At 45.9% G+C, this 15,903-nt stretch carries 15 protein-coding genes; 3 read left to right on the top strand and 12 right to left on the bottom strand.

From position 1 onward, the window contains the following. Window positions 1-5: 5 nt before the first annotated feature. From JGK22_RS04910 to JGK22_RS04870, 9 genes are all read right to left on the bottom strand, one after another. Window positions 6-1,448 (bottom strand): cytochrome ubiquinol oxidase subunit I, encoded by a 1,443-nt coding sequence (locus JGK22_RS04910; RefSeq protein WP_293181498.1) that lies wholly within the window; start codon window positions 1,446-1,448, stop codon window positions 6-8. Between the two features lie 528 nt (window positions 1,449-1,976). Beyond that, a complete protein-coding gene (locus tag JGK22_RS04905) occupies window positions 1,977-2,447 on the bottom strand; it encodes a hypothetical protein (RefSeq protein ID WP_293205188.1) in 471 nt (156 codons plus the stop codon). After that, window positions 2,422-3,627 carry a sulfite exporter TauE/SafE family protein gene (locus JGK22_RS04900; protein ID WP_293192816.1) on the bottom strand — a complete coding sequence of 402 codons (1,206 nt, stop codon included), beginning with the start codon at window positions 3,625-3,627 and terminating at the stop codon, window positions 2,422-2,424. The genes JGK22_RS04905 and JGK22_RS04900 overlap by 26 nt, the downstream gene beginning before the upstream one ends. A 167-nt stretch (window positions 3,628-3,794) precedes the next feature. After that, complete coding sequence (locus tag JGK22_RS04895) at window positions 3,795-4,073, bottom strand: hypothetical protein (protein ID WP_293198763.1); 279 nt, start codon at window positions 4,071-4,073, stop codon at window positions 3,795-3,797. 117 nt (window positions 4,074-4,190) lie between these two features. Beyond that, window positions 4,191-5,438: a transposase gene (locus tag JGK22_RS04890; protein ID WP_293312452.1), complete on the bottom strand. Its 1,248-nt coding sequence runs from the start codon at window positions 5,436-5,438 to the stop codon at window positions 4,191-4,193. Between the two features lie 156 nt (window positions 5,439-5,594). After that, window positions 5,595-5,861, bottom strand: coding sequence for a hypothetical protein (locus tag JGK22_RS04885; protein ID WP_293181486.1), 267 nt, complete (start codon window positions 5,859-5,861; stop codon window positions 5,595-5,597). A 259-nt stretch (window positions 5,862-6,120) separates the two neighbouring features. Next, the gene (locus tag JGK22_RS04880) at window positions 6,121-7,182 is read right to left on the bottom strand and encodes an LOG family protein (RefSeq protein WP_293181483.1); all 1,062 of its coding nucleotides are present in this window, start codon (window positions 7,180-7,182) and stop codon (window positions 6,121-6,123) included. A 188-nt stretch (window positions 7,183-7,370) separates the two neighbouring features. Beyond that, the gene (trxA, locus tag JGK22_RS04875) at window positions 7,371-7,694 is read right to left on the bottom strand and encodes a thioredoxin (RefSeq protein ID WP_006631199.1); all 324 of its coding nucleotides are present in this window, start codon (window positions 7,692-7,694) and stop codon (window positions 7,371-7,373) included. A 575-nt stretch (window positions 7,695-8,269) separates the two neighbouring features. Beyond that, window positions 8,270-9,433, bottom strand: a complete 1,164-nt coding sequence (locus JGK22_RS04870; protein WP_293181480.1) for a GuaB3 family IMP dehydrogenase-related protein — start codon at window positions 9,431-9,433, stop codon at window positions 8,270-8,272. A 112-nt stretch (window positions 9,434-9,545) separates the two neighbouring features. Between JGK22_RS04870 and JGK22_RS04865 the strand changes: the two genes are divergently transcribed. Then, on the top strand, window positions 9,546-10,757 hold the full coding sequence (locus tag JGK22_RS04865) for a lipid-A-disaccharide synthase-related protein (protein WP_293312438.1): 1,212 nt from the start codon (window positions 9,546-9,548) through the stop codon (window positions 10,755-10,757). 456 nt (window positions 10,758-11,213) lie between these two features. On the opposite strand, the gene JGK22_RS04860 is transcribed toward JGK22_RS04865, so the two are convergent. Beyond that, window positions 11,214-11,480, bottom strand: coding sequence for a hypothetical protein (locus JGK22_RS04860; RefSeq protein WP_293181474.1), 267 nt, complete (start codon window positions 11,478-11,480; stop codon window positions 11,214-11,216). Window positions 11,481-11,705: 225 nt separating this feature from the next. Here JGK22_RS04860 and JGK22_RS04855 point away from each other — a divergent pair, with 225 nt between their 5' ends. Then, window positions 11,706-12,245 carry a hypothetical protein gene (locus JGK22_RS04855; protein WP_293181471.1) on the top strand — a complete coding sequence of 180 codons (540 nt, stop codon included), beginning with the start codon at window positions 11,706-11,708 and terminating at the stop codon, window positions 12,243-12,245. Between the two features lie 10 nt (window positions 12,246-12,255). Here JGK22_RS04855 and JGK22_RS04850 read toward each other — a convergent pair whose 3' ends face one another. Further along, the gene (locus JGK22_RS04850; protein ID WP_293181468.1) at window positions 12,256-13,059 is read right to left on the bottom strand and encodes a circadian clock KaiB family protein; all 804 of its coding nucleotides are present in this window, start codon (window positions 13,057-13,059) and stop codon (window positions 12,256-12,258) included. 701 nt (window positions 13,060-13,760) lie between these two features. Beyond that, window positions 13,761-14,795, bottom strand: a complete 1,035-nt coding sequence (locus JGK22_RS04845) for a type IV pilus twitching motility protein PilT (RefSeq protein ID WP_293181465.1) — start codon at window positions 14,793-14,795, stop codon at window positions 13,761-13,763. Between JGK22_RS04845 and JGK22_RS04840 the strand changes: the two genes are divergently transcribed. Continuing rightward, window positions 14,785-15,096 carry a hypothetical protein gene (locus JGK22_RS04840; protein WP_293181462.1) on the top strand — a complete coding sequence of 104 codons (312 nt, stop codon included), beginning with the start codon at window positions 14,785-14,787 and terminating at the stop codon, window positions 15,094-15,096. The two genes, JGK22_RS04845 and JGK22_RS04840, sit on opposite strands and share 11 nt — an antisense overlap. Window positions 15,097-15,903 lie beyond the last annotated feature (807 nt).

Raw genomic sequence — 15,903 nt, 5'->3', positions numbered from 1 at the left:
ATCTCCTATTGTTGTGCTTCTACAGGGCGTTGATCGGGAATGTGTTCTGCGAGTTCAGTTTCGATCGCAGGTTGATTGCCTAAACCAGGTACTGACAGATTTAAATTAGGGCCTTTGCGGATAATGCGGCTGCCAAAATACAAGGCGCAAACAAACAAAAAGCTGTAAATAATCGCAAAGAAACTCAGAGAAGTTAAAACATTGCTAGCGGGGATATTTGATACGCCGTCAGCCGTGCGAATTTGCCCGTATAAAACCCAGGGCTGTCTGCCTACACAGCGCACAATCCAACCCGATTCTACAGCGATATATCCCAGGGGTGCTGCTAAGATCCAAGCGCGCATCAACCAAGGTTGACTGCTAATATTTTCAGCGGAAAGCTTGCCTCGCATCCACTGAATTGTACTGAACAGCATCAATCCTACAAAGAAGAATCCAATCCCGGACATGATGCGGAAACAATAGTAGATTAAACCTACCATCCGGGGTCGATCTTCTGGTTTCCACTCTTTTAAACCGAGGACTGGTTCGGAAAGTTTTTGTTTGAATTCTAGAACGTATCCTAAGCCATTGGGAATTTTAATTTCCCAGTCATTTTTTTGGGCTTTTTCATTAGGCAAGGCTAGCAAAGTCCAATCGGCTGATTCTCCGGCTGCTGAGGTTTCCCATTTAGCTTCGATCGCTGCTAATTTTGTCGGCTGATAGTGATAAACTTGTTCGGCGCTCAAATGTCCGATGAATATCTGCAAAGGTGCAACTGCGATCGCCGTCGCTATGGCAATCTTTAAAGATTTGGAAAAGAAGGCTTCGTTGCGCTTATTTAGAATGTACCAAGCGCTAATTCCACCAATTACAAACAGGGAAGTTTCTAACGTCGCAAAAAACATATGTAGAATGCTGTTTAATGCGAAGGGGTTCATAATTGCTTGAAAGTAATCGGTGACAACAAACTTGCCATTGACCATTTCTCCGCCTGCTGGAGTTTGCAGCCAAGAGTTAGCGACTAAAATCCATACAGTGGATAGGTTTGCGCCGAAGGCTACCATGATGGTAGCGAAATAATGGACGATCGGGTGAACGCGCCCCCAACCGAATAGCATAATTCCTAAAAAGCCAGCTTCTAGCATAAATGCCATTGAAGCTTCAAACCCTAAAATGCTGCCAAAAAAGTCACCCACGGCTTCGGAAAATGGTGCCCAATTCGTCCCAAATTGAAACTCCATGGGAATGCCGGAAGCTACACCAATACCGAAGTTGAGAACGTATAGTTTCGACCAAAAACGAGCGTGGTGGTAATAGTCAGGATTGCGAGTTTTCAGCCACATTCCCTCAACAATTACCAGATAAATTCCCATTCCAGTTGTCAAAACTGGCCACAGCATATGGAATATGGCGGTTAGCGCAAATTGCATCCGCGATAGCGCCACGGTATTAGATAAGATATCCATGTTTGTGTCCTTTGGTCAGTTCAACAGAGATTAGTTTGCACAATTTTTAGAATTGACATTAACTACAATGTAATGTAAAAATTCGTGACATTTTGTATGGTTGGCAATTTTTAAGGTTTTATACAGATTTGATTTGTGTTTTTTAATACGTTTATCGGTTGTTTTTATTGGAAAATAGGTACATTTGAATTTATGGTTGGGTGGGCGGGTTTACCAGATTATTGGTTTTGGGCGATTATTTCGGTGAACCAGCCCTTACAAGATTGATATTTGTTGATGCGGGGATACGATTTTAGTACATTTGAATTTATGGTTGGGTGGGGGCGGGTTTTTGAGATTGTTTGTTTTGGGCGGTTATTTCGGTGAACCCGCCCCTACAATATTGATGTTTTTTAGGGGATAGGATATTAGCGAACGGTGACTGTATGACTGAGTTGGGTGGGCGGGTTTTTGAGATTGTTTGTTTTTGGCGGTTATTTCGGTGAACCCGCCCCTACAATATTGATGTTTGTTGAGGGGAATATTATATTATCTAACTGTGACTGTATAACTGAGTTGAAAGGGTTTAAATTTAGCTGCGGCTTTGGGTTTTCCGCTGAGTTTTAACTCGTAGATTCCTGCCTTGGGAAATACAATTTCTGCTCCGGGAATGCCTTGGTAGCGCTCGGCAGATACGGCTTTTAAAGGCGGTTCAATCAGCGGTTTATCCCCCTGTTTGTGATTTTTTGGATAAACCGCTAGCTGGCAGTTGCACTGCTCTAAGGGGATAATTTGACCGCCCCTGCGAGTCAGTGCAAACCACACTTTTGCAGTTTCTCCGGCGCGGGGATTGTGGTTTGGTTCGAGGTGAAAGGTAGCGGCGACATCTCCCGAGATTTCGACTTCGTGGGCGATCGCAGTTGTGTTTAGCTGCGGTATGGGAAATATTCCGGCTTGTACTAGCAATCCCAAGAAGACTAACAATCCTAAACTTTTACTTTTCTTTGACAGGTGCAACATAGAAATTATCCAGTGATAAAATTGACCAAAATAAGCGCGATCGCACTAACAAAACTAACACCGCAACCGCGGCTAAGACGGCTGTCACCAGTCGATCGTACAACTTCCATTCAAAACCGCCGAGATAGTGGGAGCCGATGAGGGCTGCGTGAAGGGCGCACAGCAAAAAAGCGGGTACTGTTAGCAAATGAATTTGCCGCCACCGCTTCCCTAAATAATTTTGAAGCCGATCGCAACTTGTCACCGCTGCGGGTATCATCAACAGCAGTCCCAGCATTCCCAATGCCATCCCTAATTGATGCTGCGGCAGCATAAAAGATACAGCGTCAAAATTCCATTGCAGCGTATGATCTAGCATATGAAACGTGTGGGCAAGGGCGATCGCAAACCCTCCGACACCCAAAGCCCGACGGTAGCGCAACAGTGGCGGCAAAAACTTGCTGAGCGGACGCGCAATCAGTGCTAGCATCAAGCATATTAGGGCTGCGTGGCCTGTCAGATCGACCATTTCATCGGTTCGCAACAGAGTAATGATGCCGATCGCCAGTGTCACCCAACCACCTGCGCGAAACAGTTTACTGCGTTTGTGGGCGCTGAATCTGCCAGCAAAAAATCCCACTCCCAGCATAGTTGGCAAGGTACCCGCTCCAAAAGCAAACATCGTTGCCGCACCCAAAATTGGGTTTCCGGTTTCCGCTGCTTTGATTTGCGCTGCATACAGGAAACCGCAGGGAATTAAACCCCAAAGCAAACCCAAAGCCAATGGTATCCACCAGTTGTTTTGAGTTGAAATCTTGGTCATTGCACTGCTGATGCGATCGTGCTTCACTGGATGCAGCAATGGCAAACGCGGCAGCAAATCTGGTTTAATTTGTACCAATCCAAACCAAATTAGCATTGTACCGGTGATAATGGCGATCGCCCGCCGCCACCCGCTACCGATACCTGCCATTTGCCCGCCTGCAATCAATACCGAACCCACTCCGCCAATTGCAGCGCCAACTAAAGCATAAGCCACAATTCTCCCCACATTTAATAGCAGGTGAAAGCGGAAGGAAGCTAATTTATCTTTGTCGGTACTTGACAGGGAAAAAGCCACTGTCAGCGGGCCGCACATTCCGGCGCAGTGTCCGAAACTGCCGAGAAATCCTAAAGTTGCAATGAGCAGGATGTCTAGCATTTTGAGTCAGGGGATTTTAGATTTTAGATTTTACATTTTAGATTGGTTTTTACTGCTTATGTCATGTCTGGTCAATTACCCGCGATCTGGTTTGTAGTGAGGACTTTAGTCCTTGATTCCTAAGGACTAAAGTCCTCACTACAAACCCTTTTGATTGTGGTCAACTCTCAACTGTTTTGAATGCCGATCGCCAAAATCCCCAAAATTTTATCAACTTCATTCAAAAAATACTCTAATAAATCTATTTTAACTGATTGCCCTTCCAGTATCAAAAACTTCCAAATTTCTCCCGTTGTCACCACTCCATAAATCTTTGATACCTGATTTCCCTCGCGCTCATTAAACAGTTGCGCTGCATACATTTCGGCCACGTACTGACCCAACCCAGCATTAATATTTTCCTTTTTTGCCTCAACGATTAAAATCGCAGGTGCGCTTAGAATCAAAAGTTCTACCGATCGGCTAATCAGAAAATCGCAACTCCCGTTTAATCCCAAGTCGCTATCAACCGTAAAATCGACACCCGAAAACAAACTAATGCGATCGGGAAACAGTCTGGTGAACTACCCAACACCCATCTGAGCACAGATAGGGTGTAGGCTTCCCAATTCATTGGGGATTGCCTCGGTCTTCATGGCTTTTTTACGTCCTGATAACTTTGGTCTTACATCCCCTCCAAGGGCAGAAGAGCTAGTTCCTAACTCCAAAAGTCGCAAACCTTCATTTTTAATATTGATTGCAGCATTAATATCTCTATCATGCTGTTTCTGGCAGTGAGGACAATCTACAAACCTTACGCCCAATGAATCATAGCCTTTCTGTAGCATCGGGATTGGTAGTAGAGTCTCGCTACAAAGTTGAGAAGATGGGAAAAAACGTCCTATTTCTTGGTAGGTATGACCAAATTTCTCAGCTTTGTACTTGAGCATGGTTTGAAACATCCCCCATCCTTGGTCTGATATCGATTTTGCCAAGTTGGGATTTTTTACCATGTTCTTAACTGCCAAATCTTCTACACAAATAACTTGGTTTTCGTAGGCTATTTTGCGAGATAGCTTGTGTAGAAAGTCTTCACGAATTCTAGCTATTTTGCTAGAAACTTTGGCTAATATTCGTCTAGCTTTACGACGTTTATTAGAAGTTTTATCTGTCTTTTTAGCTAATTTTTTCTGTTTGCATTTTTTATTATTTTCTAGTTTGGCTAATTGCTTTTTAGGTAGGTCATATTTTGAGCCTTCGGAAGTTATAGCAAAGTGCTTCAATCCTAAGTCAACGCCGATAGCTTCCCTAATTGCAACTACCGGATTGTCATTTTGGTTAAAAAGAATAGATGCGTAGTACCTGCCGTCTGCATTTCTCGATATTGTTACAGTCGTGAATTTAGCATCAGGTAGTTGTTTGTGAAACACAGTTTTCATTAACCCCAGATTACCGGGAAACTTAATAACAGAATCCTCTGGCATCAGTTTGATATTTTGGGGATATTGAATTGATTGCTTACCATGTTTAGATTTAAAGTTAGGGAATTTAGCACGACCCTCAAAGAAATTGACAAACGCACTTGAAAGATTGAATGTTACTCGTTGTAAAACTTGGCTATAAGCTAGTCCCAACCATTCAAATTCTTTTTTTAGTCCCGGAAGCAACTTATCCATAGCTGCTTTAGAAAGCCCCTTGCCTGTTTCTTTGTACGCGGTGGTTGTTGCATTAAGCATATGATTCCACAACCATCTAGTATTGCCAAAACATTGAGCTAGATATGATTCTTGCTTGCCTGTAGGATAAATTCTCATCTTAACTGCTCTATACATGGTATCGACCTTACCGTGTTTACATATTCATAGTAACACATTTTTGATGATTGTTTCACCAAAAACAGAATATTTTGCTCGTTTCGTCGTCGTAGTCTTCCCGGTTTTCGCTGCGCTCAAATGTGGTCAGACTACACTCCTCAACTCACGCGCAATTCATCTCGACACTGACAAACGTACAGGTACAGTGTGAGCCTTCTTGCTGTTCGAGGTAAGTTCCAGCAAAATCGGCGCAATAATCATTTCTGAGCGCGATTTTTCCGTATTGCTCGCCAGAGCAAAAGGAACATTATAAGCTAAAGTTTCTGTTAAATAATTGCTGCATTTTAAATCAGGTACGGCCGAAAACAAATCTTGTCTGGGCGAAATCGTTAAATTTAAAGATTTTTTGACACTTGCCAAACTAAAATCGCTGTAAGCCATACCTTTTGCCCTTAATTTTTTACTTTCTTAGGACTTCTACCCCATCTGACTGACGCAAGCTACCCCGCGATCGAGGGTGCATCTTAATTTGGCAAGGGCGAAGCATTTCGGCACATAATTTATGAGTGAGAACCAGAGATTGACTGCCGAAATGCTTCGCCCCTACGAATATATTTGCAAAAATCAGATGCACCCGCGATCGATCGACGGTTTGATTCGGATACCATAACTGTCAACTGTCAATTGTCAACTGTTATAACTACTTTTGTTCTGGATGCGCCGCCGCCGGCGATGTCGCTCCCATTTGATTAATAGCAGCAATTAGCTGATAAAGCCGCCCCGCATCCCGCTGGTTGAAATGCAAAACTAGGCGCGGTAAAGCGAAGGTTTCATCTGTGGCTTCGGCGGGCAGAGCTTGACTTTTTTCAATTTTACCGTCTACCAAAATATCGCTAAAATTAGTATTTAGCCGATCGACATTCTCGTCAGAAAGTTGAGACTTCAAGCGAATTACCAGTTTTCCGTCCACGTAACGGCAGGAATGATAAACCAGATAAAAACTCGCGATCGCCTCACAAGCGACATTTATATCGTCTGTAATCGTGTACAGGCTGCGATCGTCCGCTGAAATCAAACCCCGACCCCGCAATTGTTTTTGTACAAAATAATTCCAATCGTGCCAATAATCGCCTCCGGGTCGATCGAGCAAAACCAAAGGGGCCGGCCCAAACTTGCCAGTTTGAGTCAAAGTCAGACACTCAAAAGCCTCATCCAGAGTGCCGAAACCGCCGGGAAACAAAGCCAAAGCATCGCTTTCCCGGAGAAAGAATAACTTGCGGGTGAAAAAATATTTAAAATTGAGCAACTTGGAGTCGCCCGCAATGACAGGATTAGAACTCTGCTCGAAAGGTAACTGAATGTTCAGCCCAAAAGAACGTTCCGCAGTCGCCCCCTCATTCCCTGCCTGCATAATCCCCCCACCGCCACCAGTAATCACCATAAATCCCTGCTGGGCGATCGCCCGTGCAAACTCTCTGGCTAGCAAATATTCCGCCGATGTCGGCGACACCCTCGCCGAACCAAAAATCACAATTTTGCGAACGTGGCGGTAAGGATAAAACATGGAAAAAGCTCTCTCCATATCTCGCAGGGACGCCGCCATAATCTTCCAATCGAGGCGATCGAGTTCCTCTCCAGCCATTTGCACGATCGTCGAGAGCGATCGTTCGATCCACTCAGAGTGCTTTAACATTGGCAGGCGATCGATTAAGTCGATCGCATCAGCTTGGAGGGACTCAAAACCTTGACCAGAAGGAATCATGAATTTTTCCGAAACGGTAACAATTTGTTGGTAGAAAAAATTAAGGGGCAAGCCAAATTTAGAAGCTAATAGCCACCAGCAAATAGCGCTGCTAGCAACTAATAACTTTTCCAGTAGCTTTACCCCGGTTTTGAAGATAGTTAGCTTTCGCGGCCCAAAAAAACAGCCCGAAACCTCTGGCAGTTTGGTTAAATGTACTTTTCCAGAGTGTTGGCCAGAGTAGTTTTCGGAACTGCCCCAACCACCATATCAACCCGCTGACCGCCCTTAAATATCATCAGCGTCGGAATGCTGCGGATACCGTATTGGCTTGCCACATTAGGATTCTCATCGGTATTAACTTTTACTACCTTCACCTGCCCTTCATATTGCTGGGCAATTTCGTCTACGACGGGCGCCACCATCCGACAGGGCCCGCACCAGGGAGCCCAAAAATCCACTAGAACTGGAACTTCGCTATCGAGCACTTCCTGCTTAAAGGTAGAGTCGGTTACTTGCGCGGCTGCTGACATCCCTAGCCATCCTTGTAAATACTATTTCTCGGATAACAAGTTTAGCAAAAAGTGTCACCACTTGCGTCAGTCGATTTTACGATTTTAGATTTTAGATTTTAGATTTACTTGCAGCATTGAATCTGGGAGCGTGAACTTCGATCGAATATTTTGAGTTCTCCACTCCTGGCGCCCGGGGCTGGTATCCGTTTTTGGGTAGGGAGCGACGACTTTAAGAGAAGGCTTCAGAAGGAATTCGAGAAATGGAAGTTATAAAAAGGCATTCGGCCGCAAAAAATTCTCTGTAACTCCCCCTCCCCCTCTCCCCCTCTCCCCCTCTCCCCCTCTCTCCCTCCCCCACTCTCCGGATCGAACAGCCTTAACCCCGTACCAGTCAGTAAAGGGGAGCGCTTGGGGTCAAAAAGGAACCGCCCGAACAGTAGTCCGGGCGGAGTGTGGTGTGAGGAGTGAACGGAAACATGCGTCTCCGCTTCTTATATTGTGACACCTCCTTCTCGATAATTCCACAACATTCTGTAAATTTCGAGACGATCGCACAAATTTTGTCAAGGTATCCTGGTATTCGATCGGTAAATCTACTTGCCCATGCCCAACTGCTGAGCTTTTTGATAAACTTTACCCTCAGTCAGCAGAGAAGGAGCAATCACCACTTCCACTTGCTGCATCTCCTTAATATCCTTAGCGCCCAGAGTGCCCATGCTAGTTTTCAGAGCTCCGAGCAAGTTGTGCGTACCGTCATCGAGCAGGGCTGGGCCCCGCAAAATTTGCTCCACAGTCCCAGTAGTCCCCACGCGAATCCGAGTGCCTCGCGGCAAAACCGGGCTGGGAGTCGCCATCCCCCAGTGAAAGCCCCGGCCCGGAGCTTCGGCGGCCCTAGCAAAGGGCGAACCAATCATTACTCCATCGGCGCCGCAGGCAATGCACTTGCAGATATCGCCCCCGGTAATTAAACCGCCGTCAGCAATCACCGACACGTATTTGCCAGTTTCGCGATAGTAGTCGTCCCGGGCGGCGGCGCAGTCTGCTACCGCTGTCGCTTGGGGAACGCCGACACCCAATACCCCCCTAGATGTGCAAGCAGCCCCCGGCCCTATGCCCACGAGAATGCCTGCGGCACCAGTTTTCATTAAATTCAGGGCGACTTCGTAGGTGACGCAGTTGCCCAAAATTACGGGTATTGGCATCTCTTGACAGAATTGGGTCAAGTCCAAAGATGCGATCGACTCTGGGGAAAGAAAAGCAGTCGAGACTACAGTAGCCTGCACAAAAAATATATCGGCTCCCGCTGCGGCAACTGTTAAGCCGTATTTGCTCGCAGCGGCCGGTGTACCGCTGACGGCGGCAATCCCTCCTCCAGCTTTAATTTCTTTAATTCTGAGATCGATTAATTCTGGCTTGATGGGTTCGGCATAGAGTTGCTGCATCAGGGACACAAATTCGTGGTTCCCAACAGAAGCGATGCGCTCTAAAATGGGTTGGGGGTCGGCATAGCGGGTTTGAATTCCTTCTAGGTTGAGCACGCCCATTGCTCCCAATTCCGACAGCAAAATAGCCATGCGGACATCGACTACTCCGTCCATGGCGCTGGCGATGATCGGGATTTCTCGATCGATCCCGCCAATCTGCCACTTAGTATCTGCCAAACTCGGATCGAGGGTACGCTGTCCCGGTACGAGCGCGATTTCATCTATGCCGTAAGCTCTGCGAGCGCTTTTGCCCCGCCCAATTTCAATATTCACGCTGTTTCACTTCCACAATGTATTTAAATTAGACTAACAAAAAGTTCGCCGACCTGTGGGTAACGATCGCGCGGCTGTGTTTAAAATAATCTCGTCACTAAATTCTGATTTTATGAAATCCAAGGAGATACTTTTCCTCAGCAACGGCCACGGGGAAGATGCGATTAACTGTCAAATTGTCAATGCTTTGAGAACATCTGCGCCAGATATTCAGGTTTCAGCGATGCCCATTGTCGGTGACGGGGCTGCTTACAGTCGATCGACAGTACCAATTATCGGGCCCACCAGTCCCATGCCATCTGGGGGAGTTTTTTACATGAATCCCCTATTTTTCCTCAAAGATTTGAGGGCGGGGCTAATTCGTTTGACTTTGCAGCAAGTGAAAGCTGCTTCGGCGCATTCGCAGCAATGCGATTTGGTAGTAACGACTGGGGATATTGTCGCGGCGGGGTTCGCCCATGCCACAGGCCGCCCGTATATAATTTTTCTGTCGGCTCATTCTACTTATTATGAAGGGCTAGCCGATTTGGGTTTCCTCTTGAATTATTTGCTTTCCTCCGAGCAATGTCTGGCTATTTTCACTAGGGATGCTTTGACTGCTGCGGACTTAAACCAACAGGGTTTCGAGAAAGCCATATTTGTCGGCAATCCTGTCATGGACAACCTCAATGCTATAGGCAAAGATTTGCAGTTAAAGCCCGGAGTTCGGACGATCGCCCTTCTGCCCGGTTCGCGGCTCCCCGAAGCCAACGACAACCTAGTTTTGCTGCTAAAATTGGTCAAAGAAATTGCCGCCAACTCTACCTTACCAGTGCAGTTTCGAGCAGCCTTAGTTCCAAGTTTAATGCTGGAATTAGATAATATTGCAGCGCGCTCCGGATGGCTGCACCGAGAAGGAAAGTTAGTTTGTCAAGAAATCAAACAGCATGGTAGCGAAAAAGCAGCAACAGTTGAAGTAATTTGCTACTCTGATGCTTTCGCCGACATTTTGCAGCAGTCTAATTTAGTAATCGGGATGACCGGAACTGCGATCGAACAAGCCGTAGGCTTAGGAAAACCAGTAATTACCATCCCCGGTAACGGCCCGTCATTTACCTATCGGTTTGCCGAGGCTCAAAATCGGCTTTTAGGTGATTCAGTGCAAGTTATTGGCAAAGAACCAGCAAATCCTGAGATTATCAAAGAAGCTGCCGCTTCAGTCGATCGCACTTTGCAAGACAAAAAATATTTAGAGACTTGCGTAAAAAATGGCTTAGAAAGAATGGGGCGATCGGGCGGTAGCAGCCAAATTGCCGATCGCTTAACCAAATATCTTTCTGATTAATTGGAGTATACTGCTTAAACAATTGAGAGTTAGCAGTTGGCAGGAAAGCAGTTGACAGCGAGGTTTTAAACAGTTAATACTCAACGCCTGTAATTCTTAAAAAGCTAAATTTAGTTAGGAGAGGGATGGGCTTCTCGCATCCCCTGTTGTTATCAGAAAGAATTGGTTGAAAGCCCCAAGCCCGCTCAGGAGAAATTTTAAAAAGACGATTCATTACTCCAATCCTCTTCCTTCCAGGTAGAGGTCGCCCTCAACTGTCAACTGAAAAGTCTTGCCCAATGTTCCCAATTGAATCGATAGAGTTCATATTGCCAGCGTTCGTGAAACTCTGCTACAGAAATATGCAATGCTTGGTTGATGAGTTCCTTTTTCCGATATAATACAATACCGTTTACTTAACGCTTTTTAGGAATTTAATCTGACGATTTTCCTGGCAATACAAACATTTTTTGCAAGTCAGATTCTTCCTAAGTCAACCGTATTGCGATATAATATCCATTTGGCAGTTTGAAATCTATCCCAATCAATTTGCCAAATTGCTAATCTTGCCGTATCTTTTTGGCGATTGCTATGAATTGGTTCCCATGCGATAGATTCCCAATCGTTGAGTTGTACTGAGTAATGCAAGATATTGGGGTTGTGAATGTCGCGATGATAAAGTAATTTCCCGAAATCTGGATGATGGAAATTATTGTTGATTAAATTGTGAATATAATTTGACATGATTTTCTGATTTATTTGCTCTTACTATTATAGATATTTTTAAGTAAAGCACAGGCGATCGATGGCTAATGACTAATTACCAATTACCCACGATCGAATGTACCTCATGTTACTGAGAAAAGTGATAGTCATACCATTGGGGGATAATAACTCATCCGATTGGGTGAGGCGGAGTCGAGAGTTTGTGGCTGTATTATTAAACGGTTATTTTCAGGGAATCTATCGATGAAGTTGAAAGCTCTGTTCACTGGTTTAGTTGGTCTGACAGTTTTAGGAAGCGGTTTGTTGGCAGTGGAATCTGCGATCGCCCAACCAGCCTCTGTTTTTTGGCCGCTGATTGACGACATTCGCCGCCAATTGCCGAAAGGCTTGAAAATGCGACTGCCTGCCTCTATCCCCGCTACTCCGATACAGCTTTATCCTTTCATTGAGTCCGATGGTAAAGTATTTAAAGTTAATATCGGAATTAAGCCAGACTGCGCTAAATCTGCTAATGCTTCGTCTTGCACTGTCGGAGTATTCGCTGTGGTTTCACCCGCTAATTCTAAAAATTGGCCTGGGCAAGATAAGGATATTTCGCCAGTTAATTTGAGTGGTGGAATTCGTGGCTACTATTTAGCAAAAGGTGGTGGCAGAACTATTTCTTGGGAACAGGAAGGACTCAGATATGCCGTAGCGGTATCGGCGAGTGCAGTGTCTCAACAGCAGTTGCTGGATCTTGTTAATTCGATGGTGAGTCAACCGGCGATCGCCAGTATTCAATAATCGCACAAATCTAAAATTCTGAATTGCTCAACAATCTGACTATTTTTTGGGCATCGTTCAATTCGCCGACTATTCGCCGCACGGGTTTCGGCCAGATTTTAATTAAAGTGGGAGTTGCTGAAATCTGATCTGCTTCTGCTTGTTCGGGATGTTTTAACACATCGATTACTTTCAAAGTGTAGGGGCGATCGAGACATTGCTCTAGGAATTGGTATAAAGTTTTGAGGGTGCGTTCGGTGCTGGGGTTGCTCCCGGAAACAAACAGCCGCAAAACGTACCCTTGGGTTGGTGGCGGTGGGGTGAGTCCTGTTGGTTTGGTTCGCGGGAACAGCGGAGATTGTCGAAAGTGGGAGGGAGGCGCGATCGCAGAATTGTGAGAGTCCGATCGCCCAACGTCGATCGGATATCGTACAACTAAGTCGTGATTTTCCCAAAGTTCGGGGAATTGTTCGTGATAAGTGGCGATCGCCATTGGTTCGCAGATTTCGTCGCTGCGGGCTTCCCAAACCAAGTCGCCCGTGCCAAAAATGGCATTTAGCAGCGTTTGATGTCGCAGCACCGGGGGGTATGCCTCGGCTGCCACCCGCAACTGTCGATCGGTGCGATCGCGCCAGCAGTCAACGGTTGCCGTGTAGCAAGGTATCAGAAAATGGGGCGGTTCCGACAAACCGAGTATCTGCTGTAGGGCTACGCACAACTGCAAGTGCCACTGAGTTTGCTTGCGGGAGTCTATAGAATAGATTAAGTCTCCCCCTGGTGTAAACAGTGCAATGCCTTTGAAAAATTCTGGCAAAATCGGGCGATCGACTTTCATAAAAATAATACGGGATGCGGGAAACGAGCGCGTCTTTAGACCTGAGAGGAAAGCGACGCGAGGGACTTCAGTCCCCGTGTTCTTGAAAATGTGGTATAATTTGAATTGTGAGTAAGAACAAAAACATCTACGTGTTGAAACATCCTAGTATCGGAGAAATCCCTGCAACTTAGTACACAAGAGTGAGAGGTAACACAAAAAGAGCGGTGGGATGGCAGGATGTTGAGCGTACCGTGTCTTGGCTTAGCGATGGATTCTGAAAGCATTGGAAATAACAATCATTAGCTAGTAACTATCGCTTGACGATTGGTGACTAGGTAGACGGCGTTTGACGGCCGTAACGAGATTAGATTTAGGTAATACACGCTTGTCTAATTCTGTCAGTAGAATCTCAGTGGCGTTGACTCCCTGAGAGTGTCAATGAAGTACCAATAGACTTGCATTGCATAAATCTTTGATTGATAGATATAGCCTTTCTCTAAAAGGTTCGCGGACCAATTTTGCCAGGAAAAGCTTGACACTGTAACGGTTGCAGCATACCTCGGCATACCTCATCTTTCGCTCGAAAGGCTATAAACCGCAGATGCAACGCAGATCAACGCAGATCATTTCAAGACTTGAGAGCGATTTTTGCAATCTTTTGTAATAACAGTTAACTATTAATTAATAACAGTTAACTGTTAACACTTAACACTCGACCTTTAGACTCGACCTCGGAGCATCTGGGCCATTTCGTTCGGGAACGGTGAGTTTTCTACAGCCAGTTCTTCAGTAATTCTACCTTCTTGATAAAGGCCGTAGAGCGACTTATTCATCGTCGTCATGCCTTCATAAGTATCTTTGATCATGATTTGATTGATTTCCTCATTCTGCCCCTTCAGAATGTATTCCTTAACCACGTCGGTATTGATCATAACGTCGTGGAAAGCAGCCCGCTTGCCGTCTGTGGTTTTGCACAGCAGTTGAGCAATAATCGCCACTAGGGATTCGGAAATTGAAACCCGTATGGCCTCCTGTTCTTCCGCCCCGAACATATCCAGAATCCGGTTCAGGGTTTTAACTGCACTGTTGGTGTGCAGGGTTCCTGCAACTAAGTGACCTGTCTGAGAGGCTTTGAGGGCGATTTCCACCGTTTCTCTGTCCCGAATTTCTCCTACTAGCAGCATATCCGGGTCTTGCCGCAGAGCGCCTTTGAGAGCGCTCATAAACTTGAGGGTGTGTCTGCCGACTTCCCGGTGCTTGATCAAGGATTTTTTGCTTTCGTGTACGAATTCTACCGGGTCTTCGATCGTGATGATGTTGTAGGCTTTATTTTTGTTGATGTAGTCGATCATGGCGGCCAAGGTGGTCGATTTGCCAGAACCTGTGGGGCCCGTCACCAAAATCAGCCCTTTGTGGTAGCCACATATTTTCTTAAAGACTTGCGGCAGGTTCAATTCCTCCATTGTCAATATTTTGGCAGGAATTAGCCGCAGCACCATCGCCGGGCCGGCCAAGGAGTCCATGCAACTGATCCGAATGCGGACGAAGCCGAAATCGAAAGCGCCGTCAAAGTCTAGGGTTTTTTGGAAAATTTCAATTTCTTCATCGCTCATGCACTCGCGCAGCCAGCCAAAAAACGTATCTAAATCCGACGGTGGATAGCCGATGTCGGCTATCTCGCCCCGGTTTCGGAAGCGCGGGAATTCGTTGACTCCGAGGTGAAGATCGGATACTCCTTCTTCTTTGGCTCGCATTACCAACTCTTTCAAAGTCGGAATTTTGCTGTTGCTGGAATTTTTAGGTGTGGCGAAGGATTGGGGCGCGGGTGCCGGTGGCTGTGTGGCGGCGGGTGGTGGGGGTGCTGGTGCTGGTGGCGGTGCTGGTGGCATTCCTGCTGCTCTGGGAATGCCTGGAGCTGGAGGGCGGGGCAGCCCGGGCGGTGGGGGAGCTCCGGGTACGGGCGGACGAGGAGCTGGCGGATGCTGTTGTGTCATATGCGCTACTTTGAATTTGGTGAGAAGGCTGACTCGAACAGTTGACACTCAAGGCGCGTAAACGCACTGAGATTCTTTAGAAGGAGATATCCACCGTTGGACATTGCTCGAACCGCTACTCGTAGAGCCGCTTAGTCGAACTCTACCGCAGCGCGACAGGGGGTGCCAATTCCCACTATTCTCTCCGCTATTTCTAGCATTGAGGCTACTTTGATTTGTTGTGAGTGATTCACTCGCCCCAGAGTCTTTACTTGCAAAGGCTAGAGGTAGGGTATCATTGGATACCAGTTTAACCATTTCGGTTAAACGTCTTTTAACTACAACGTCCAATTGCTAGGAGTTTCACCTTACTTTAGAGGTCAACGTGTGTGTGTCTATTTTAACACACTTCCCACATATAAAGCCGTCCTGTAAGGCTTGCCCTGAGCTTGCCGAAGGAACGGGGGTTGCACCCACAATTTCTGATGATTTGTGGAAGTTGGACAATGCCGATCGCCCGAAGAGGGTTTCTTGCACAAAAGCTTAACTGTTCAGATCAGTTTATCTCAAGAGGGGGTCGCAGCAAGGAAATATTCTGCTGTTTGCACGCGGGCGATCGCTCTGGGCCTACAATCGAATATGGATTTTCGACATTTTTGAATATTTTTTTAAAGGGAAAGACTTTTTCTTAAAAAACAGTATTATAAAACTTTATTAAGTTTGTAAGCAGTAGTAAGCAATAGTAGTATCATATAGTCAAAATGGTCAACTGAGAGAATTATTGCGAGCATCAAAAAATGGAGAGTCTGAATGCAACTAGCAGAGAGGCACATCATTAAATCCACCGAGAATCGTTTTGTTGAAATTGATGAACTAGCCTTTAAATCCA

Origin of the sequence: Microcoleus sp. PH2017_08_TRC_O_A (assembly GCF_020738665.1) — a bacterium.
Lineage (GTDB): Bacteria > Cyanobacteriota > Cyanobacteriia > Cyanobacteriales > Microcoleaceae > Microcoleus.
Note: the sequence above shows the minus strand (reverse complement) of the source record. Positions and strands in the feature narration are given on the sequence as shown.

What these genes read in the sequence shown, in the direction of transcription:
- JGK22_RS04885 (WP_293181486.1), bottom strand. Translation starts at nt 5,861, where the DNA reads ATGGCTTACAGCGATTTTAGTTTGGCAAGTGTCAAAAAATCTTTAAAT.
- JGK22_RS04880 (WP_293181483.1), bottom strand. Translation starts at nt 7,182, where the DNA reads ATGATTCCTTCTGGTCAAGGTTTTGAGTCCCTCCAAGCTGATGCGATC.
- trxA (WP_006631199.1), bottom strand. Translation starts at nt 7,694, where the DNA reads ATGTCAGCAGCCGCGCAAGTAACCGACTCTACCTTTAAGCAGGAAGTG.
- JGK22_RS04850 (WP_293181468.1), bottom strand. Translation starts at nt 13,059, where the DNA reads ATGAAAGTCGATCGCCCGATTTTGCCAGAATTTTTCAAAGGCATTGCA.
- JGK22_RS04905 (WP_293205188.1), bottom strand. Translation starts at nt 2,447, where the DNA reads ATGTTGCACCTGTCAAAGAAAAGTAAAAGTTTAGGATTGTTAGTCTTC.
- JGK22_RS04860 (WP_293181474.1), bottom strand. Translation starts at nt 11,480, where the DNA reads ATGTCAAATTATATTCACAATTTAATCAACAATAATTTCCATCATCCA.
- JGK22_RS04890 (WP_293312452.1), bottom strand. Translation starts at nt 5,438, where the DNA reads ATGTATAGAGCAGTTAAGATGAGAATTTATCCTACAGGCAAGCAAGAA.
- JGK22_RS04845 (WP_293181465.1), bottom strand. Translation starts at nt 14,795, where the DNA reads ATGCGAGCCAAAGAAGAAGGAGTATCCGATCTTCACCTCGGAGTCAAC.
- JGK22_RS04865 (WP_293312438.1), top strand. Translation starts at nt 9,546, where the DNA reads ATGAAATCCAAGGAGATACTTTTCCTCAGCAACGGCCACGGGGAAGAT.
- JGK22_RS04910 (WP_293181498.1), bottom strand. Translation starts at nt 1,448, where the DNA reads ATGGATATCTTATCTAATACCGTGGCGCTATCGCGGATGCAATTTGCG.
- JGK22_RS04855 (WP_293181471.1), top strand. Translation starts at nt 11,706, where the DNA reads ATGAAGTTGAAAGCTCTGTTCACTGGTTTAGTTGGTCTGACAGTTTTA.
- JGK22_RS04900 (WP_293192816.1), bottom strand. Translation starts at nt 3,627, where the DNA reads ATGCTAGACATCCTGCTCATTGCAACTTTAGGATTTCTCGGCAGTTTC.